Source organism: Pseudomonas sp. B3(2017) (assembly GCF_002113595.1).
Taxonomy (GTDB): Bacteria; Pseudomonadota; Gammaproteobacteria; order Pseudomonadales; family Pseudomonadaceae; genus Aquipseudomonas; species Aquipseudomonas ekonensis.
Genome location: NZ_NEIU01000018.1, coordinates 15,997 through 34,181, shown reverse-complemented (window position 1 = coordinate 34,181; position 18,185 = coordinate 15,997). Strand labels below are relative to the sequence as shown.

The window sequence follows — 18,185 nt, the reverse complement described above, 5'->3', positions numbered from 1 at the left end:
TACCTAACCCCATCATTTATTTGGATTCCAACGCCAAAGCGGCACACCAGGCCTCGCCGCGCGAGCCCTGGGACAAAATGGTCAGCGAACGCCCGCTGTCTTGCGGGCTAATGGTAATGGTCAGGTCAGGCTTTGGCAAAAAGCCTGCACCTTTGTCGGGCCACTCGATCAGGCACAGGGCATCGTCTTCGAAGTAGTCGCGGATGCCGAGGAATTCCAGCTCCTCCGGGTCGACCAGCCGGTACAGGTCGAAGTGGAAGGCGCGGATGTCGCCGATCTCGTAGGGCTCGACCAGCGTGAAGGTCGGACTCTTCACCGCGCCCTGGTGGCCCAGGCCCCGGATCAGCCCGCGGGACAGGGTGGTCTTGCCCATGCCCAGGTCACCCACCAGGAAAATCAGGCCATGCCCCCCGGTGATGCGGGCGATCCGTGCGCCAAAGTCGGTCATGGCCTGTTCATCGGCCAGGTACAGGGTTACTTCAGACACGGTGCATGCTCCTCCAACAACTGACGAATGGCTGGAATCAGATCACTGGCCGCCAGCCCACGGCCGAATTCACCTTGTTGCAGACCCGCATTGGCATGCAGCCAGACCGCCAGGCAGGCGGCCTGGAAACTGTCCATGCCTTGGGCCATCAGTGCGCCGAGCAACCCGGCCAGCACATCGCCGAGGCCGGCGGTCGCCATCGCGGGGTGGCCCTGATGGCACACGGCCAACCTGCCGTCGGGATGGGCGATCAGGCTGCCGGCGCCCTTGAGCACCACTACCGCTGTATATTTTTTGCTCAACGCCAAGGCCGCCGCCGGCCGGTCGGCCTGCACTTGCGCGGTGCCGATCCCGAGCAAACGGGCCGCCTCCCCCGGATGCGGCGTGATCACGCAATCCTTCGGCAAGCTCACCCGGCCTGCGGCCAGCTGGTTCAGCGCGTCGGCGTCCCACACCTGGGGCAACGGCGCATTGGCCGCCGCCGACAGCAGGCTGCGCGCCCAACCGGCCTGGCCCAGCCCCGGCCCGACCACCAGCACCGAAGCCTTCTCCAGAAGCCCCATCAACTGATTGGCCGACGATACGCCCAGGGCCATGGCTTCCGGCACCCGGGCCAGCGCCGCCGGCACATGCTCTGCCCGGGTCGCCAGCGACACCATGCCCGCACCGCTGCGCAGCGCGCTTTCGGTGCTGAGCACGATCGCCCCGCCGAAGCCGTGGTCGCCGCCGATCAGCAGCACATGACCGAACCGGCCCTTGTGCGCCGTCGCTGCGCGAGGGACCGGCCGCGGCAGGTTAGCGACCTCGAGACGACGGGCGGCAACGGGAATGTCACTGAAGGTTTCGGCCGGCGCCTGAAGATCGTTGAACGCCAGTTCACCGACATGGTCGGCGGCATCGCCGGTGAACAGCCCCAACTTGAGGCCGATGAACGTCACGGTGAGGTCGGCACGCACCGCCACGCCCAGCACCCGCCCGGTGTCGGCGCACAATCCGGACGGCACATCCACCGCCGCCACCGACAGGCCGCTGGCGTTGATCCCGTGGATGGCCGAGGCATACGGCTCGCGCACCTCGCCGCTCAGGCCGGTGCCGAGCAGCGCATCGAGGATCACGCCGCGCAGTTCGCTCTGCGCATTCCAGCCCTGCACGGCCACCCCTTCGGCCAGGGCCTGCCCATGGGCCTGCGCCGCATCCCCCTGCAAACGCTGCGGATCGCCGACAGCCAGCACCCGCACATGCCAGCCGGCACGGTGCGCCAGCGCCGCCACCAGATAACCGTCGCCGGCGTTGTTGCCGTGGCCGGCCAGCACCGTCAGTTCGTTGGCCGCCGGCCAGCGGCGCACCAGCGCGCGCCAGGTCGCCCGGGCGGCGCGGTGCATCAGTTCCAGGCCCGGCGTGCCGGCAGCGATCAGCCGCGCGTCGATGTCCCGCACCTGCGCGGCGCGGTACAGCGCGTCGGGTAAATGATCTTTCGTGTGCGGCATGCGTCTTCGGGCTCCGATGTCTGGCAGAATTATACGCACCTCAGTTCCGGTTTCTCTCGCCTCATGTCCGCCATCACCACAGACCTCCCCGCCCTGGCCCAATCCATCAAGGACTGGGGCCGCGAGCTGGGCTTTCAGCAAGTCGGCATCAGCGGTCTGGACCTGGCCGAGCACGAGGGGCACCTGCAGCGCTGGCTCGAGGCCGGCTACCACGGCGAAATGGACTACATGGGCGCCCACGGCAGCAAGCGCTCGCACCCCGAAGAGCTGGTGCCGGGCACGCTGCGCGTGGTCTCGCTGCGCATGGACTACCTGCCGGGCGACACGCACATGGCGCATCTGCTCGCCCAACCGGAAAAGGCCTACATCTCCCGCTACGCCCTGGGCCGCGACTACCACAAGCTGATCCGCAAGCGCGTGCAGCAACTGGCGGACCGGATCCAGGCGCAGATCGGCCCGTTCGGCTTCCGCGCCTTCGTCGACAGCGCCCCGGTGCTGGAGAAGGCCATCGCCGAACAGGCCGGCCTGGGATGGATCGGCAAGAACACCCTGGTCCTGAACCGCAAGGCCGGCAGCTATTTCTTCCTCAGCGAACTGTTCGTCGACCTGCCGCTGCCGGTCGACCCGCCCCACGCCACCGAACACTGCGGCCGGTGCAGCGCCTGCCTGGACATCTGCCCGACCAACGCCTTCGTCGGCCCCTATGTGCTGGACGCCCGGCGCTGCATTTCCTACCTCACCATCGAGCTGAAGAACGCCATCCCCGAAGACCTGCGGCCGCTGATCGGCAACCGGGTGTTCGGCTGCGACGATTGCCAGATCGTCTGCCCGTGGAACCGCTTCGCCCGCGCGTCCGGGGAAAGCGACTTCAAGCCCCGGCACAACCTGGACAACGCCGAACTGGCCGAACTGTTCCTGTGGGACGAAGACACGTTCCTCAGCAGCACCGAAGGCTCACCGCTGCGCCGCGCCGGCTACGAGCGCTGGCTGCGCAACCTGGCAGTGGGGCTGGGCAACGCCCCGTCGAGCATTCCGGTGCTGCAAGCGCTGAAGGCACGCCGCGACCATCCGTCGGAACTGGTGCGCGAACATGTCGAGTGGGCCCTCAGGCAGCATGCCGCACGCAGCGCATGAAATCCTTAAAGCTTTTTCCACTTGGCGCTGCGTCCCTTCCCTGTCGACTCGATCAATCCCTCAGCCTTCAGCGAACGTAAAACCATCCGCACGGTATCGCGACTGATGCCAGGGCAGGACACCTCTATCTCTGTGATGGAGAACGGCAGACTGCGCTTCAAGGCTTCGCCCCTGACTCTATCGCTCTTACCCCCACGACGCTTTTCTATCGTACCGACACGTTCTTCGAGTTCCTTATATGCCCTGAGCAGCGTCCCCCAGAAGTAGTCAATCCATGGCCGAACGTCGTGCGTTGCGTCGTGCCACCCCTGGGAACTCAATTCGAGCGTTGAGTAATAGCTTTCCTTCGAATCTTCGAATATTCGCTCAAGGCTTATGAAGCGCCCGACGCGGTAATCAAATTGGTAAAGCAGCAACAATGTCAGCAACCGGGCAACCCGCCCGTTGCCGTCGGAAAAGGGATGAATGCAAAGGAAATCGAGGATGGTCAGCGGAACCAGCACCAAGGGATCCGTCAGATTCAGCTCCAGCGCCTGGCGATAACGCACCATCATTTCGCTCATGGCGATGGGCACCATGTGTGCGGAAACCGGCTGAAAGCGGATACGTGACGATCCGTCCGTGCGGCGCTCGATGATGTCGTTGTTCGTTGCCTTCCAGTCACCCCCGTCCTGCGGCAGGTAACGGTAAAGCAAGCTGTGCAACTGCCTGACCACACCTTCGGAAAACGGCATACCCTCAGCCGCTTCATGGATCAGTGCGAGGGCGTCTCGATAGCCCGCGATTTCCTGCTCGGATCGACTTTTCGGTTCAGAGTGTTTGCTCATCAAGGACTTCAAGCGAGCGGGCGCCACGGTCACGCCCTCAAGCCTGTTGGACGACTCGGCTGATTCGATCACTGCGATCTGCCTCAAGCCATGCAGCACTTGAGGCGATTGCGCAATGAACAACTGTTGCTTGCCCCGGAACTCACCTAGCGTCCGAAGCGTTGAAATCTGTAATCCGTCGTAGCGCAAATCGCTGAGGTACCGGGGCGTCAGTGAGTGCATCTCAAGGCATCCTGCAAAATAGGGCACAGAAGACAAATAGGGTAATGAAGAGTCAATTAACCCCCTTTAAGCTTCTTTTTACCCCATTCGATCAGCCCCAACTATTCAACAAGTCCGACAGGATGTTTCCGCCGGCCAAGCGATACCGCCCTCAATGCTCGTCGTTATAGACGAACTTCGGCATTTCCCAATGAAACCGGATAGCCAGCAGCCGCAGCAGGAAGCCGCCGAACAGGGTGATCAGGATCGCCTGCTCGCTCGGTACGTTCAGGAACAGGCAGAGCATGTAGCACCATGCGGCGGCGAAAGAGACGCTGGCGTACAGTTCGCGCCGGAAGATCAGCGGGATGTCGTTGCAGAAGATGTCCCGCAGGATGCCGCCGAACACCCCGGTGATCACGCCGCTGACCGAAGCCACGAGCATGCCGTGGCCCATTTCCAGGGCGGTCATGCAGCCGATCAGGGTGAACGCCACCAGGCCGACAGCGTCGAGCACCAGGAACAGTGAGCGCAGGTGGCGCATCCAGCGTGCGGTGAACACGGTCAGCATCGCGGCGGCCGAGGTCAGCACCAGGTATTCGGGATGCTTCACCCAGGTCAGCGGATAGTGCCCCAGCAGCACATCGCGCACCGAACCGCCGCCGAGCGCCGTGACGCAGGCGATCAGCACCACGCCGAACCAGTCCATGCCGCGTCGGCCGGCGGACAGGGCGCCGGTCATGGCTTCGGCGGTGATGGCGATCAGGTAGAGCATCAGCAGCATGGTGGCGGTCCTGGCAGGAAGGCGCGCAGTCTAGCCATTTCGCGGCCGCACCAGAAGGGGGCGGATGCGCCGTGGCGAGGGAGCTTGCTCCCGTCGGAGGGCGGAGCACTCCCATGCACCCTTTCAAGCAGGACGCGCCCGCGGGGACTGCGGCGGCTGCGCAGCCGAGCGGGAGCAAGCTCCCTCGCCACAGGGGCCCGCTGCGGCGGATCAGAACTTGATGAAGTGCTCGCGGTAGTGGCGCAGCTCGGCGATGGACTCGCGGATGTCGTCCAGCGCCAGGTGGGTGCTGCCTTTCTTGAAGCTGTCGCGCACGTCCGGCGCCCAGCGGGCGGCCAGTTCCTTGAGGGTCGAGACGTCGAGGTTGCGGTAGTGGAAGTAGCTTTCCAGCGCCTTCATGTGGGCGAACAGGAAGCGCCGGTCCTGGCAGATGCTGTTGCCGCAGATCGGCGACTTGCCCTTCGGCACCCACTTCTCCAGGAAGGCGATGGTTTCGGCTTCGGCCTCGGCCATGCTCACGCGGCTTTCGCGCACACGTTGGGTAAGGCCCGAATTGCCGTGGGTGCGGGTGTTCCATTCGTCCATGCGGGCGAGGACATCGTCGCTGTGGTGGATGGCGATCACCGGGCCTTCGGCCAGGGTGTTCAGGTCGCTGTCGGTGACGATGGTGGCCATCTCGATGATGACGTCGGTGTCCGGGTTCAGACCGGTCATTTCCAGGTCGATCCAGATCAGGTTCTGCGGGTTCTGCATGATTCGTCTCCTAAGCAATGGTGCGCAGTTTAGCCTAGGCGGGTGGCCGGGCGTGCTAAACTCGCCGCCGTTTTACCCATTCGCTGCATTCTTTTTATTACGGAACACCCATGGCCAAACGCCAACTCAACCGCCGCCAGAGCTGGCGCATCGAAAAGATTCAGGGCGAGCGCGCCGCCCGCGCCGCCAAACGCGAGTCCTCGGCCGTCGAGGCCCTGGAGGGCGGCGACCTGGGCCCGGAACAGCACGGCCTGGTGATCGCCCACTTCGGTGTGCAGGTCGAGGTCGAGGCGACCGACGGCGACCAGGCCGGTCAGGTGTTCCGCTGCTACCTGCGCGCCAACCTGCCGGCGCTGGTGACCGGCGACCGGGTGGTCTGGCGCGCCGGCAACCAGGGCATCGGCGTGATCGTCGCGCAGCTGCCGCGCAGCACCGAGCTGTGCCGCCCGGACAGCCGCGGCCAGCTCAAGCCGGTGGCGGCCAACGTCGACATGATCGTCATCGTCTTCGCCCCGCTGCCCGAGCCCCACGCCAACCTGATCGACCGCTACCTGGTGGCGGCCGAGCACGCCGGCATCCGTCCGCTGCTGCTGCTCAACAAGTTCGACCTGATCGACGAGCAGAACGCCCCGGCGCTCAATGCGCTGCTGGCGGTGTACCGCACCCTCGGCTATCCGGTGCTGGAAGTCTCGGCCCACCACGGCAACGGCATGGAACAGCTGCAGCAGTTGCTCGACGGCCGCATCAGCGTGTTCGTCGGCCAGTCCGGCGTCGGCAAGTCGTCGCTGGTCAACAGCCTGCTGCCGGAGGTGGAGACCCGCGTCGGCCCGCTGTCGGAATGGTCCGGCCAGGGCCAGCACACCACAACCACCGCGCGCCTGTTCCACTTCCCCGGCGGCGGTGAGCTGATCGACTCGCCGGGCATCCGCGAATTCGGCCTGGGCCACGTCAGCCGCGCCGACGTCGAAGCCGGCTTCATCGAGTTCGAAGACCTGCTCGGCACCTGCCGCTTCCGCGACTGCAAGCACGATCGCGAACCCGGCTGCGCCCTGCTCAAGGCCCTGGAAGACGGGCGCATCCAGCAGCAACGGATGAACAGCTACCGCTCGATCATCGCCAGCCTGCCCGATAACGGCTACTGAACCGCCGGACACAAAAAAGCCGCGAGATCATCGCGGCTTTTTTGTGGGTCACTGCTTCGGCGCGGGGGCTGCGGGAGCCGCCGGTGCCGGAGCGGGCGCCGGAGCCGGAGTCGGCGCATGGGTGCCCGGCTCGGCTGGTTTCGGCAACGGATCGTCGAACAGGTTCAGCCGTTCGCGCAACTCGTGCGGCGCCACCGGTTGCTGATCCGCCGGCAAGGCGTTCGGATCGGCCGGGGTGGCCGGCGCGGCGCCTTCCTGGCCGTCGGCCGGCTTCGCCGGGTCGGCGCCCTGAGAGCCTTCGATGGCGGCCTGGGCCTTCTTGGTCAGCACCACGATGTCGATGCGGCGGTTGACCGGGTTGAACGGGTTTTCCTTGTCGAACAGCGCCGACGAGGCATAACCCACCACCCGCGCCACCTGCGACTCCGGATAGCTGCCCGCCACCAGTGCACGCCGGGCGGCGTTGGCGCGGTTGGCGGAAAGCTCCCAGTTGCCGAACTCGCCGCTGCCGGTGTACGGCTTGGCGTCGGTGTGGCCGCTGATGCTGATCTTGTTCGGCACCGCCTTGATGGTGTCGGCCATGGCCAGCAGGATGTCCTCGAAGTACGGCTTCAGGCGCGCGGAGCCCGAGTCGAACATCGGCCGGTTCTCGGCGTCCATGATCTGGATGCGCAAGCCGTTCGGGGTGATCTCGAACAGGATCTGATCCTTGAACTTCTGCAGCTGCGGGTTCTCTTCGACCTTGTTCTGCAGTTCCTGCAGCAACAGTTCCAGGCGTTCCTTCTCGACCTGCTCGGCCATGCCCTCGACCTGCTCGGTGTCGACCGTGACCTTGTCCGGCTGCGGCTGCGACTTCACCTCAGGGTTGAGGGTGTTTTCCGGCGCCAGGGTCGGCGTGCCGCCCAGGTCGATGATGTACGGCGTGCCGCTTTCGGAGAAGCCGACCGGATCCTTGAAGTAACCGGCGATGGCGATCTTCTGCTCGGGCGTGGCGGTGGACAGCAGCCACAGCACCAGGAAGAACGCCATCATCGCCGTGGCGAAGTCGGCGAAGGCGATTTTCCAGGCGCCGCCGTGATGTCCGCCACCGTAGCGCTTGACGCGCTTGATGATTATCGGCTGGTTGTTTTCCATGGCTTAACGACCGCGAACCGCTTGTTCCAGCTCGGCGAAGCTCGGACGGTGCGCCGGGTACAGGACCTTGCGGCCGAACTCCACGGCCAGCGACGGCGGCATGCCGGAAGCCGAAGCCACCAGCGAGGCCTTGATGGCTTCGTAGACGTTCAGCTCTTCCTTGGCGTCATGGGCCAGGGAGTGGGCCAGCGGGCCGAAGAAGCCGTAGGCCGCGAGAATACCGAAGAAGGTACCGACCAGCGCCGCACCCACGTGCAGGCCGATGGATTTCTGATCGCCTTCGCCCAGGGAGGCCATGGTCACCACGATACCCAACACCGCCGCGACGATACCGAAGCCGGGCATGCCGTCGGCGATGCCGTTGACCGCGTGGGACGGGTGCTCCAGTTCTTCCTTGAGGCTGAACAGTTCCATGTCGAACAGGCCTTCGAGCTCGTGCGGGGCCATGTTGCCGGAGGACATGATGCGCAGGTAGTCGCAGATGAACGCGGTCATGCGCTCGTCTTTGAGCACGGCCGGGTACTTGGCGAAGATCGGGCTCGCGGCGGCGTCTTCGATGTCGCCTTCGATGGCCATCATGCCTTCGCGGCGGCTCTTGTTGAGGATCTCGTAGATCAGGCCGAGCACTTCCAGGTAGAAAGTGTGGCTGAAGCGCGAACTGAACATGCCCAAGGCTTTCTTGAACACGTGCATCGTCATGTAGCCGGGGTTGGCCTGAAGGAAGGCGCCGAGGGCCGCGCCGCCGATGATCATCACCTCGAAGGGCTGGATCAGGGCCGCGATCTTGCCGTGGGAGAGCACGTATCCGCCGAGCACGCTCGCGAATACGACGATGATGCCGATAATTTTAGCCATAGATAGAAAGTACTTGTTTAAGTCGGGTTCAAGGTCATATTCGGAAGTTAAAAAATCTCTTCTTCTACTTATCGGCAAAACTGCGCCAGACTATAGGCAGTTCAGGCGAAAAGCCAATTTAGCCCATGCCGGGCGCGTCTTTCGAAGATCAAGATCCCGTCCCGACATGGCTAATGAAACGAACGTCCCACACGCAACACCGAACACCCTGGAAGGCTGGGTCAAGCTGCTCGACGGCGTCCGCCTGCCGGTGCCGCAGTCGGCCCACGACCGCGTCTGCCGGGCGATCCGCGACAACCGCAGCTCGCTGCGCGACATCGCCGGCCTGATGCAGGACAGCCCGGCGCTGGCCCTGAGCATCATCCGCGAAGCCAACCGCCACACCCAGGGCAGCATGGCGGAGCCGGCGGAAAACCTCGAAGTCGCCATCAACCGCCTGGGCCTGGCCCGCACCGAAGAACTGCTCGCGCGCCTGCCCGCCGAGCCTGACGGGCAGATCCCCCAGGCCCTGCGCCAGCTGCAGATGATCAGCCAGCACGCCACGCAGCAAGCCAACGGCTTCTTCGCCGGCCGCCTGGCGCGGCTGTGGCAGGACATCCACTGGGGCAGCCTGCTGTTCCTGTCGCCGCTGTGGCCCCTGGCGCTGACCCACCCCAAACTGCTTGAGGAATGGGAACTGCGGGTGATCCACAAGGGCGAATCGGCCCGCGACGTGGAACGGCAACTGTTCGGCGTGCGCCTGCTGAAGATCGGCCAGGCGCTGGTCGATGCCTGGCGCTTGCCGATCTGGGTGCAGCAAGGCTACCGGCTGTTGCTCAACGAGCGGCGCGAACTGGTCAAGGTGCTGCGCATCGCCCGCGACAGCGAGCATCCGCTGCGCCAGCAGAACCGCCTCGACGACGACCCGACCCTGCGCCATTGGCTCAACCAGCCGGCCAACACGGTGCTGCTGGCCAACGGCCTGGCGCTGTCGGCACAACAGGCTTGGGACTGCCCCCACAGCGAGCGCTGGCAGTACCTGACCAGCCTCTATCTGCAGATCCCCATGGACGAGGTGCAGCAACAACTGCACCAGCAGGCCGCCATCAGTGCGCGCCAGCACTTCATGCCGGACCTGTGGCACCCCGCGGTATCCCTGCTCTGGCCCTCGGGCACCCGCCGTGTCCCGGCCGGCCTGCTGCCGCCCGCCGCCCCCAGCGCCGAGGACCTGGCCAAGTGGCGCCGGCAATGCGCCGAGCTGCTGGCCGAGCCGAGCCGCTTCACCAACGCCATGCACCTGACCATCGCCGCCCGCGACGCCCTGGTCGCCAGCGGCCTGCGCCGGGTGATGATCCTGATGGCCGACCGCACCCATTCCAACCTGCGCGTGCACCAGACGGCCGGGCTGCCGCCGGAGGCCGCCGCGCTGAATGTCGCGGTCAGCCAGAGCACCGTGCTGCAGCGCCTGCTGGCCCAGCAGGCGCAGGTGCGCATCACCCCGGACAACAACGCGCAGTTCTCCGCCCTGCTGCCGCCGGCCCTGCGCGCGCTGTTCCGCGGCGAGCACCTGTTCCTGCGTTCGCTGGTGAACAACGGCCGGGTGATCATGATCGTGGTCGCCGACCAGGGCGGCGGGCCGTTCGCCGACGTCACCGTGCAGGCCTTCGGCAAAACCGCGCAGTGCATCGAGAAAGCCCTGCACAGCTTTAGCCACCGCCGCCAATGACGGCTACAATCGTTTCCCTTTGTGCTCTGGAGACCTCACATGTCTGACTTCTCTGGCCTGGCGCTGGTGATCGAGCCGAGCGACCTGCTCCCGCGCCTCGATGCCCCCAACCTGATCCTGGTGGATCTGACCAGCCCTGCCCGCTATGCCGAGGGGCACATTCCCGGCGCACGCTTCGTCGACCCCAAGCGCACCCAGCTCGGCCAGTTGCCGGCGCCGGGGCTGCTGCCGTCCAAGGACAAGCTCGAAGAGCTGTTCGGCGAGCTGGGCCACCGCCCGGACGCGGTCTACGTGGTCTACGACGACGAAGGCGGCGGCTGGGCCGGGCGCTTCATCTGGATGCTCGACGTGATCGGCCACCGCCACTACCACTACCTGGACGGCGGCCTGCCGGCCTGGCTGGCGGAGGGCTCGCCGATGTCGATCCAGGTGCCGCAGCCGGGAGACGGCCCGGTGACCCTGACCCTGCACGAAGAGCCCACCGCCACCCGCGAATACCTGCAAAGCCGCCTCGGCGCCGCCGACCTGGCGATCTGGGACGCCCGCGGGCCGCTGGAATACTCCGGCGAGAAAGTGCTGGCGGCCAAGGGCGGGCACATCCCCGGCGCGGTCAATTTCGAATGGACCGCCGGCATGGATCGGGCGCGCCAGCTGCGCATCCGCACCGACATGCCGCAAATCCTGGAACGCCTCGGGATCACCAAGGACAAAGAAATCATCACCCACTGCCAGACCCATCACCGGTCGGGCTTCACTTATCTGGTGGCCAAGTCCCTCGGTTATCCGCGGGTCAAGGGCTACGCCGGTTCCTGGGGCGAATGGGGCAACCACCCCGACACGCCCGTCGAGCTTTAAAGGTTTTTAAGGACAGTCAATGAAAGAGCGTTTGTTCATCCTCAGCCAGTACCTGCTGCCCCATCACCTGCTGTCGCGCCTGGCCGGCTGCATCGCCGAGTGCCGTGTGCGCTGGTTCAAGAATGCCTTCACCACCTGGTTCGCCAAGCGTTATCAGGTGGACATGTCCCAGGCGCTGGTGGAGGACGTGACGGCCTACGAGCACTTCAACGCCTTCTTCACCCGGGCTTTGAAAGACGGCGCACGTCCGCTGGACACCACACCAGGCGCGATCCTCAGCCCTGCCGACGGCGCCGTCAGCCAGCTCGGCCCGATCGAGCACGGCCGCGTGTTCCAGGCCAAGGGCCACAGTTTCAGCGTGCTGGAACTGCTGGGCGGCGACGCGGCCAACGCCGCGCCGTTCATGGGCGGCGACTTCGCCACCATCTACCTGTCGCCGAAGGACTACCACCGCGTGCACATGCCGCTGGCCGGCACCCTGCGCGAAATGGTCTACATCCCCGGGCGCATCTTCTCGGTCAACCAGACCACCGCCGAGAACGTGCCTGAGCTGTTCGCCCGCAACGAGCGCGTGGCGTGCATCTTCGACACCGAGCGCGGCCCGATGGCCGTGGTGCTGGTGGGCGCGATGATCGTCGCGTCGATCGAAACCGTCTGGGCCGGCCTGGTGACCCCGCCCAAGCGCGAGCTGAAGACCTTCCGCTACGACGAAGCCGCCCGTGCGCCAATCTACCTGGAAAAAGGTGCGGAACTTGGGCGCTTCAAGCTGGGTTCCACCGCGATCGTGCTGTTCGGCCCGGATCAGGTGAAATGGGTCGAATCCCTGTCCGCCGGTTCCCCGGTGCAGATGGGTCAGGCCCTCGCCCTGCCGTCCGCCTGAGCCTGACGCCGCGCCCTTTCGCACCGTTGCGAAGGGGCGCGGCGCACCTTGCCTTCCCGACTGCCGGCTCGCCTCCCGAGCGCAAAAAACCTTCCGTACACCGGCGAAGCAGAGCACACCTGCTAGAGTTCTGGGCATTGCCCCATTCGCCGCCGGAGGCCGTCACGGCATGAGCGAACCTCGACTCCAACCGCAGTTGCAGGCCCCAGTCCCGACCCAATTGCGCCTGACCTTCTGCGCCCCCGCCCCACGCGACCTCAAGCGCTGGATCGCCGCCCTGCCCAAGGCCAACATCGGCGAGTCCGCACGCCAGCTCTACCAAGGGCTGGGCGAGCTCAACCAGTTGCTCACCCCCAGCGACAACCGCCTGCAACTGCTGGAACTGCTGCGCCCTGAGGTGTATTTCGTCTGTCAGCACCTGGAGCGGCACTTCCTGCACCAGGCGATCATGCTCGACGACCGCTCGCGCAAGATCAGCAACCTGTGCCAGGCCCTCCAGGGCCAACTGGCGACCGGCTACAAACAGATCGTCCTGCGGATCGCGCCGAAATACGCCAGCCCTCGCGCCGCCCTGCTCAGCGCCGCGCTGCAGCGGGCCACCCATGCGCTCAAGGGCCAACTGCTGCGCGCGACGCAGCTCTACAGCCCCGCGCCCGAGGGCCTGTGGTTCGAGCTGCATCAGCTGTTCCTCACCGCTGCGCGGCTGCAACTGCAGCATCGGCGGGTGCGCGACGACCTGGCCAGCCTCACGGCGGAGCTGAGCGTCGAACAGACCTACATCGCCGCCCTGCTGCTGGGCAGCGCCCGCTGCAACCAACTGCGCCAGAACCAGATCGCCCGGCTCGCAGAAGTGCTGGAGCCGTGGGCCGCCTGGCTCAAGCTGCATCCCGGGGTGACGGGCGAAGGCCTGTTCGCCGTTTCGGCCGAACTCGACACAGGGCCGCGCTACCGCAGCATGTTCCGCAGCGAGCAGCAGGCCGGCCTGCTCGGCTTCGACCCGCAGCCCCTGGTGAACGCCATCGAAGCCCATCTGCTGCACCAGGACACGCCGAACCCGCTGCCGGTGCCGTCGGGCCTGAGCCACGACAGCCTGCAACACCTGCACGCCACTTGGGGCCAGACGGCCGAACGCAGCTTCCAGCGCACCGTCGGCCAGGGCAACCTGACCGTGTGCATCGGCATGAGTGCGCTGCATTTCTATTTAGGGGGCGAGCGCACGTTCAGCGAGTTGCTCAGGCATCCCGGCGCCCGCACGGCGAACTTCAGCCAGACGGTGGCCCGGAGCGAAAAGGACAGTTGGAGCCAGGCGTTCGACGCAGCGCCCCAGAGCCCGTCCGACGAATTGCTGCCGTATGAGGAAATCAACTACGAACCGCTGGCCGACGACAGTGACGACGCCGACAACCCGCCGCATTACCCGACCTACGCCTTGCCGGTGATCAACCACAGCCCCGGCGGCTATTGCCTGGCGTGGCCCAAGGAAGTGCCCGCCGAATTGCAGGCGGGTGAAATGGTCGGCATCCAGGACAGCGCGAACCAGGGCTGGAGCATCGCCGTGGTGCGCTGGATCCGCCAGGTGCGCGACGGCGGCACGCAGATGGGCATCGAACTGGTGGCGCCCCATGCCCAGCCCTGCGGGCTGCAACTGGTGCGCACCCGGGACGACCACAGCCATTACCTGCGCGGCCTCTTGCTGCCGCAGATCAGCGCGATCGACCTGCCGGCGACGCTGCTGGCGCCGCGCCTGCCGTTTCAGGAGGGCAACAAGGTGCTGATCAATACGTTGGGGGAAGAGCACCGCGCCGGGCTGGACCGGCGGGTGGCCAGCACCCACAGCTTCAACCAGTTCGCCTACCGCTCGCTGGAAGCCGCGCAGAACGGCGGGAGCGAGGAGGATTTCGATTCGTTGTGGAAGTCGCTGTGAGGCGGCAAGGCCTTGGGGCGAGGGAGCAGGCTCCCCCGCCACAGGCCCTTCCGGACACCGTGCCCGTCAGAGCTGCCCGTCGCGGTCGCGGAAACCCAACAGGTACAGCACGCCGTCCAGGCCCAGGGTGGAGATCGCCTGCTTGGCCGACTGCTTGACCAGCGGCTTGGCGCGGAACGCCACGCCCAGGCCGGCGATCGCCAGCATCGGCAGGTCGTTGGCGCCGTCGCCCACCGCAATGGTCTGCTCCAGGCGCAGGCCTTCCTTGTGCGCCAGCTCCTTGAGCAGGTCGGCCTTGCGCTGGGCGTCGACGATCGGCTCGACCGCCACGCCGGTGCACTTGCCGTCGACCACTTGCAGTTCGTTGGCGAACACGTAGTCGATGCCGAGCTTGGCCTGCAGTTGCTTGGCGAAGTAGGTGAAGCCGCCGGACAGGATCGCGGTCTTGTAGCCCAGGCGCTTGAGCTCGGCGAACAGGGTTTCGGCGCCTTCGGTCAGGCGCAGCGAGGCGCCGATGGCGTCCAGCACGCTGACGTCCAGGCCCTTGAGCAGCGCCAGGCGCTCCTTGAAGCTTGCCCGGAAGTCCAGTTCGCCGGCCATCGCCCGCTCGGTGATCGCCGACACTTGTTCGCCGACGCCGGCGGCCTTGGCCAGCTCATCGATGACTTCGGCCTCGATCAGGGTCGAGTCCATGTCGAACACCGCCAGGCGGCGGTTGCGGCGGAACAGCGAGTCTTCCTGGAAGGCGATGTCGACGTTCAGTTCCTGCGCCACGCTGAGGAACTCGGCGCGCAGCGCCTGCGGATCCGCGGCCTCGCCGCGCACGGAGAACTCGATGCAGCCCTTGCCCTTGTCGTCCGGGGTGTCCAGCGGCATGCGCCCGGACAGGCGGTCGATGTGGTCGATGTTCAGGCCATATTTGGCGGTGATCGAGCTCACGGCCTGCAGCTGGCCGGCGGTCACCTTGCGGGTCAGCAGGGTGACGATGTGGCGCTGCTTGCCCTGGTTGCCCACCCACTGCTGGTAGTCCGCTTCGGACACCGGGGTGAAGCGCACCTGCTGGTCCAGCTCGTAGCCCTTGAACAGGATGTCCTTGAGCACGGACTTGCCCTGCTCGCTGTCGGGGATCTCGACCAGGATGCCGAACGACAGGGTGTCGTGGATCACCGCCTGACCGATGTCGAGGATGTTAACGCCACCCTGGGCCAGAACGCCGGTAATGGCCGCGGTCAGACCCGGACGGTCGGACCCTGTGATGTTAATCAGGACGATTTCGCGCAACGCGCACCCCCGCAACTGGAAAAAAACCGCATTCTACCCATTTTCAGTGACCATCGGGCACCGCAGGCGCTTTGCCGGTCTGGGGCCTGTCGCTATACTGCGCGTCAACTTCACGGACTAAAGAGCCGAGCTCAGTGAACCGGCCCACGCCAGTAAAAACCGACAACTTCTTCCTGCTGATCTTCCGTGCGCTGCGCCACCGCCGTGTGCCGATCGCATTGCGCATCGCCAGCCATAACGTGATCCTGGTCGCCCTGGCCCTGGTGATCTACGCCTGCGTGATGGGCCTGCAGTTCAAGCAGGCCATGCACGAGCAGGCCGACGCCCTGGGCGAGAGCCTGACCACGCAGACCGCCACCTCCGCCACCGAGCTGCTGGTGTCCAACGACATCCTCAGCCTCAATGTGCTGCTCAACAACCTGACCAAGAACAAGCTGGTGGCCCACGCCGCCATCTACAGCGTGGACAACCGCATCCTCGCCGAGTCCGGCCAGCGGCCCAAGCACGGCCTGCTGGGCGAAGCCGAGGGCATGTACCAGAGCAAGATCACCTTCCAGGACGTGACCGCCGGCCAGTTGCGCATCAGCCTGGACATGGATCAGTTCCAGCAGCCGATGACCATCAGCCTGCAGAGCATGGGCATCCTCAGCGCAATCCTGCTGGCGCTGTCCCTGGCCCTGAGCCTGCGCCTGGGCCGCCACCTGTCCACGCCGCTGCTGCAGCTGCGGGTGTGGCTGCGCAACATCGACGAATACACGCCGGGCACCGACCGCCAGGACGAGATCGGCGACCTGGCCCGCCAGCTGCACGCCAACTTCGCCCCGGAGCCGGCCGCGCCGCCGCCCGAGCCGGAACCCGAGTTCGAGGACGACGACGTCGACCCGGCCTTCGAGGTGCGCAACCTGCGTGATCCGAGCTTCGACGAAAGCCGCCCGGTGGAGGCCCGCAAGCCGGCGCCCCGGCAGGTGGTCAGCACCGTGGAAGACGACGAGGACGACGAAGACCCGTTCGCCGACCTGCGCAACGACTCGCTGAACGGTTCGGCCCAGCCGGCCACCCGCAAGGCCACGCCGAGCGTGCCCCAGCACAGCGCGGTGCTGGCGGTGCAGCTGGGTTCGCAGGAACAACTGCGCCGCCTGCCCCGGGCCCGCCTGGAAGAACTGCTGGACCGCTACCGCGATTGCCTGGACCAGGCCGCTTCGCTGTACCAGGGCGAGATCGAAACCCTGAACGACGGCAGCACGCTGATGCTGTTCCACACCGAAGACAGCGGCGACGATTACCTGACCAACGCCATCTGCTGCGGTGAGCTGCTGCGGGCCTTGAGCCATCAGTTGCAGATCGAAGTCGCCGACAGCGGCATCACCCTGCAATTGCAGCTGGGCCTGACCCTGGGCGACGAGCTGTTCGGCCTGAGCCAGATCGACCTGCTGCTGACCGACTCGGCCCAGGACGCCCTGGCCCTGTCGCAGCACAGCCGCAACCTGCTGCTGGTGGAGCGCAAGATCAGCGATGACGCGCTGATCCGCCAGCGCGCACGGATCCGCCCGATCGCCAGCCCCGAAGGCGCCTGCTGCGTCGAACGGCTGATGGAGCCTTACCCGTCGATGCTGGAGCGGCAACTGGCGCGGATGCACGAACGCCGGGCGTAAGCCTCAGGCCCGATGCAAAAAGCCCGCAGGCAAGTCATTGCCTGCGGGCTTTTTGTTGCCCCACAAAAGGTGAGGTCGGCACTGCCGAATTCTGTGGAGGCCGATCCACCGCTATCGCCAGCAGGCTGGCTCCCACGGGGATCCGGGGTGATGACAGGTTCTGTGCCCACCCCAAAAACCTGTGGGAGCTTGCCTGCAAGCGATGAGGCCGGCACTGCCGACATCCCTGTTGCCTGACCCACCGCCATCGCTGGCAGGCCAGCTCCCACGGGGAATTGCGGCGTCATCAGAACTGAACCGACAGGCAAGAAAAAGCCCGCACTTGGCGGGCTTTTTATCGGAGCGGGGCGACCTCAGAAGCGGAACACTTCCATGTCGGTGCGGATCGGCGAAGCCATCGGGATCTTCGGCTGCTTCTCGGCTTCCGCCGCCGGCGCTGCCGGTTTGGGGGCCGGCTTGCGTGGCACTTCAGCCACCGGAGGCTGGTTGGCCAGCGGCTTGAGCGCCACCGACAACTGCTCCGCCAGGCGCTGCAGCAAGATGCCCTGGGCCTGGACCTGCGAAGCGGTGCTGCCGGCGTGCAGCTCTTGCAGATGGACGATGCGGTTGTCCCGCACCTGGCCACGGCGGTCGAGCAGACGCCATTGCGCATCGAGGATCGCCGGCTGCGAAGTGCCGGAATCCAGCCGGGTGATGGTCAGCAGCACCTGCACGTCCGGGGTGAAGCCCTGGGTGGCGGGCGCCAGCACCACACGCTGGCTGTCCAGATGGCCGGCGACCTGGCGCAGCAGCAACTGGTCGATATCCGACGAAAGGCTACCGGCCCAGCGGCCGTCGGTGGCGGCCTGCAGGCTGCCGTCGGGCTGACGCTGCAGCAGGGTTTCGCGTTGCAGGTAGTCGGCGACCACCACAGGGCCCAGCAAAACCGCCATGCCCGCGCTTTGCGCAGGCTGAGCCGGACTTCCGCTGTCCAGCTGATACAGCGACACCGGTTGGTGAACGCTGCAGCCCGCCAGGCCGAGAACGCCGGCGAGCAACAAAATTAGAGGAAGGCGCAGAGCAGTCATCGTCCCGTCCAGGTGGC

16 protein-coding genes are annotated in these 18,185 nt (G+C 66.0%); 7 read left to right on the top strand and 9 right to left on the bottom strand.

Translation table 11 applies throughout. From position 1 onward, the window contains the following. Window positions 1-16 precede the first annotated feature (16 nt). The gene (tsaE, locus tag CAG33_RS22580; protein ID WP_085582900.1) at window positions 17-487 is read right to left on the bottom strand and encodes a tRNA (adenosine(37)-N6)-threonylcarbamoyltransferase complex ATPase subunit type 1 TsaE; all 471 of its coding nucleotides are present in this window, start codon (window positions 485-487) and stop codon (window positions 17-19) included. Beyond that, entirely contained in the window at window positions 475-1,974 is a 1,500-nt protein-coding gene (locus CAG33_RS22575) for an NAD(P)H-hydrate dehydratase (protein ID WP_085640595.1), read from the bottom strand. The genes tsaE and CAG33_RS22575 overlap by 13 nt, the downstream gene beginning before the upstream one ends. A gap of 63 nt (window positions 1,975-2,037) precedes the next feature. On the opposite strand from CAG33_RS22575, the gene queG reads away from it, so the two are divergent. After that, window positions 2,038-3,108 carry a tRNA epoxyqueuosine(34) reductase QueG gene (gene queG, locus CAG33_RS22570; protein WP_085640593.1) on the top strand — a complete coding sequence of 357 codons (1,071 nt, stop codon included), beginning with the start codon at window positions 2,038-2,040 and terminating at the stop codon, window positions 3,106-3,108. Window positions 3,109-3,113: 5 nt separating this feature from the next. On the opposite strand, the gene CAG33_RS22565 is transcribed toward queG, so the two are convergent. The 3 genes from CAG33_RS22565 to orn form a co-directional block, all read right to left on the bottom strand. After that, window positions 3,114-4,157, bottom strand: a complete 1,044-nt coding sequence (locus CAG33_RS22565; protein ID WP_085640591.1) for a Fic family protein — start codon at window positions 4,155-4,157, stop codon at window positions 3,114-3,116. A 151-nt stretch (window positions 4,158-4,308) separates the two neighbouring features. After that, window positions 4,309-4,920, bottom strand: coding sequence for a trimeric intracellular cation channel family protein (locus tag CAG33_RS22560; protein WP_085582906.1), 612 nt, complete (start codon window positions 4,918-4,920; stop codon window positions 4,309-4,311). A 210-nt stretch (window positions 4,921-5,130) separates the two neighbouring features. After that, the gene (orn, locus tag CAG33_RS22555; protein ID WP_085582908.1) at window positions 5,131-5,673 is read right to left on the bottom strand and encodes an oligoribonuclease; all 543 of its coding nucleotides are present in this window, start codon (window positions 5,671-5,673) and stop codon (window positions 5,131-5,133) included. A gap of 110 nt (window positions 5,674-5,783) precedes the next feature. On the opposite strand from orn, the gene rsgA reads away from it, so the two are divergent. Then, complete coding sequence (gene rsgA / locus CAG33_RS22550) at window positions 5,784-6,815, top strand: small ribosomal subunit biogenesis GTPase RsgA (protein WP_085582910.1); 1,032 nt, start codon at window positions 5,784-5,786, stop codon at window positions 6,813-6,815. Window positions 6,816-6,863: 48 nt separating this feature from the next. On the opposite strand, the gene motB is transcribed toward rsgA, so the two are convergent. Then, window positions 6,864-7,949, bottom strand: a complete 1,086-nt coding sequence (motB, locus tag CAG33_RS22545; RefSeq protein WP_085640589.1) for a flagellar motor protein MotB — start codon at window positions 7,947-7,949, stop codon at window positions 6,864-6,866. A gap of 3 nt (window positions 7,950-7,952) precedes the next feature. Continuing rightward, on the bottom strand, window positions 7,953-8,804 hold the full coding sequence (motA, locus tag CAG33_RS22540; RefSeq protein WP_085582914.1) for a flagellar motor stator protein MotA: 852 nt from the start codon (window positions 8,802-8,804) through the stop codon (window positions 7,953-7,955). 166 nt (window positions 8,805-8,970) lie between these two features. On the opposite strand from motA, the gene CAG33_RS22535 reads away from it, so the two are divergent. The 4 genes from CAG33_RS22535 to CAG33_RS22520 all read left to right on the top strand — a co-directional run bounded on the left by CAG33_RS22535 (window position 8,971) and on the right by CAG33_RS22520 (window position 14,168). Continuing rightward, window positions 8,971-10,509, top strand: coding sequence for an HDOD domain-containing protein (locus tag CAG33_RS22535; protein WP_085640587.1), 1,539 nt, complete (start codon window positions 8,971-8,973; stop codon window positions 10,507-10,509). 39 nt (window positions 10,510-10,548) lie between these two features. After that, window positions 10,549-11,364: a rhodanese-like domain-containing protein gene (locus tag CAG33_RS22530; protein ID WP_085582918.1), complete on the top strand. Its 816-nt coding sequence runs from the start codon at window positions 10,549-10,551 to the stop codon at window positions 11,362-11,364. A gap of 19 nt (window positions 11,365-11,383) precedes the next feature. Next, a complete protein-coding gene (asd, locus tag CAG33_RS22525; RefSeq protein WP_085640585.1) occupies window positions 11,384-12,244 on the top strand; it encodes an archaetidylserine decarboxylase in 861 nt (286 codons plus the stop codon). Window positions 12,245-12,413: 169 nt separating this feature from the next. Continuing rightward, on the top strand, window positions 12,414-14,168 hold the full coding sequence (locus tag CAG33_RS22520) for a molecular chaperone (RefSeq protein ID WP_085640584.1): 1,755 nt from the start codon (window positions 12,414-12,416) through the stop codon (window positions 14,166-14,168). 66 nt (window positions 14,169-14,234) lie between these two features. Here CAG33_RS22520 and serB read toward each other — a convergent pair whose 3' ends face one another. Then, a complete protein-coding gene (gene serB / locus CAG33_RS22515; protein WP_085582924.1) occupies window positions 14,235-15,449 on the bottom strand; it encodes a phosphoserine phosphatase SerB in 1,215 nt (404 codons plus the stop codon). Window positions 15,450-15,583: 134 nt separating this feature from the next. Between serB and CAG33_RS22510 the strand changes: the two genes are divergently transcribed. After that, a complete protein-coding gene (locus tag CAG33_RS22510) occupies window positions 15,584-17,101 on the top strand; it encodes an AhpA/YtjB family protein (protein WP_085582926.1) in 1,518 nt (505 codons plus the stop codon). Window positions 17,102-17,454: 353 nt separating this feature from the next. Here CAG33_RS22510 and CAG33_RS22505 read toward each other — a convergent pair whose 3' ends face one another. Then, window positions 17,455-18,168, bottom strand: a complete 714-nt coding sequence (locus CAG33_RS22505) for a membrane integrity-associated transporter subunit PqiC (protein WP_085582928.1) — start codon at window positions 18,166-18,168, stop codon at window positions 17,455-17,457. Window positions 18,169-18,185 lie beyond the last annotated feature (17 nt).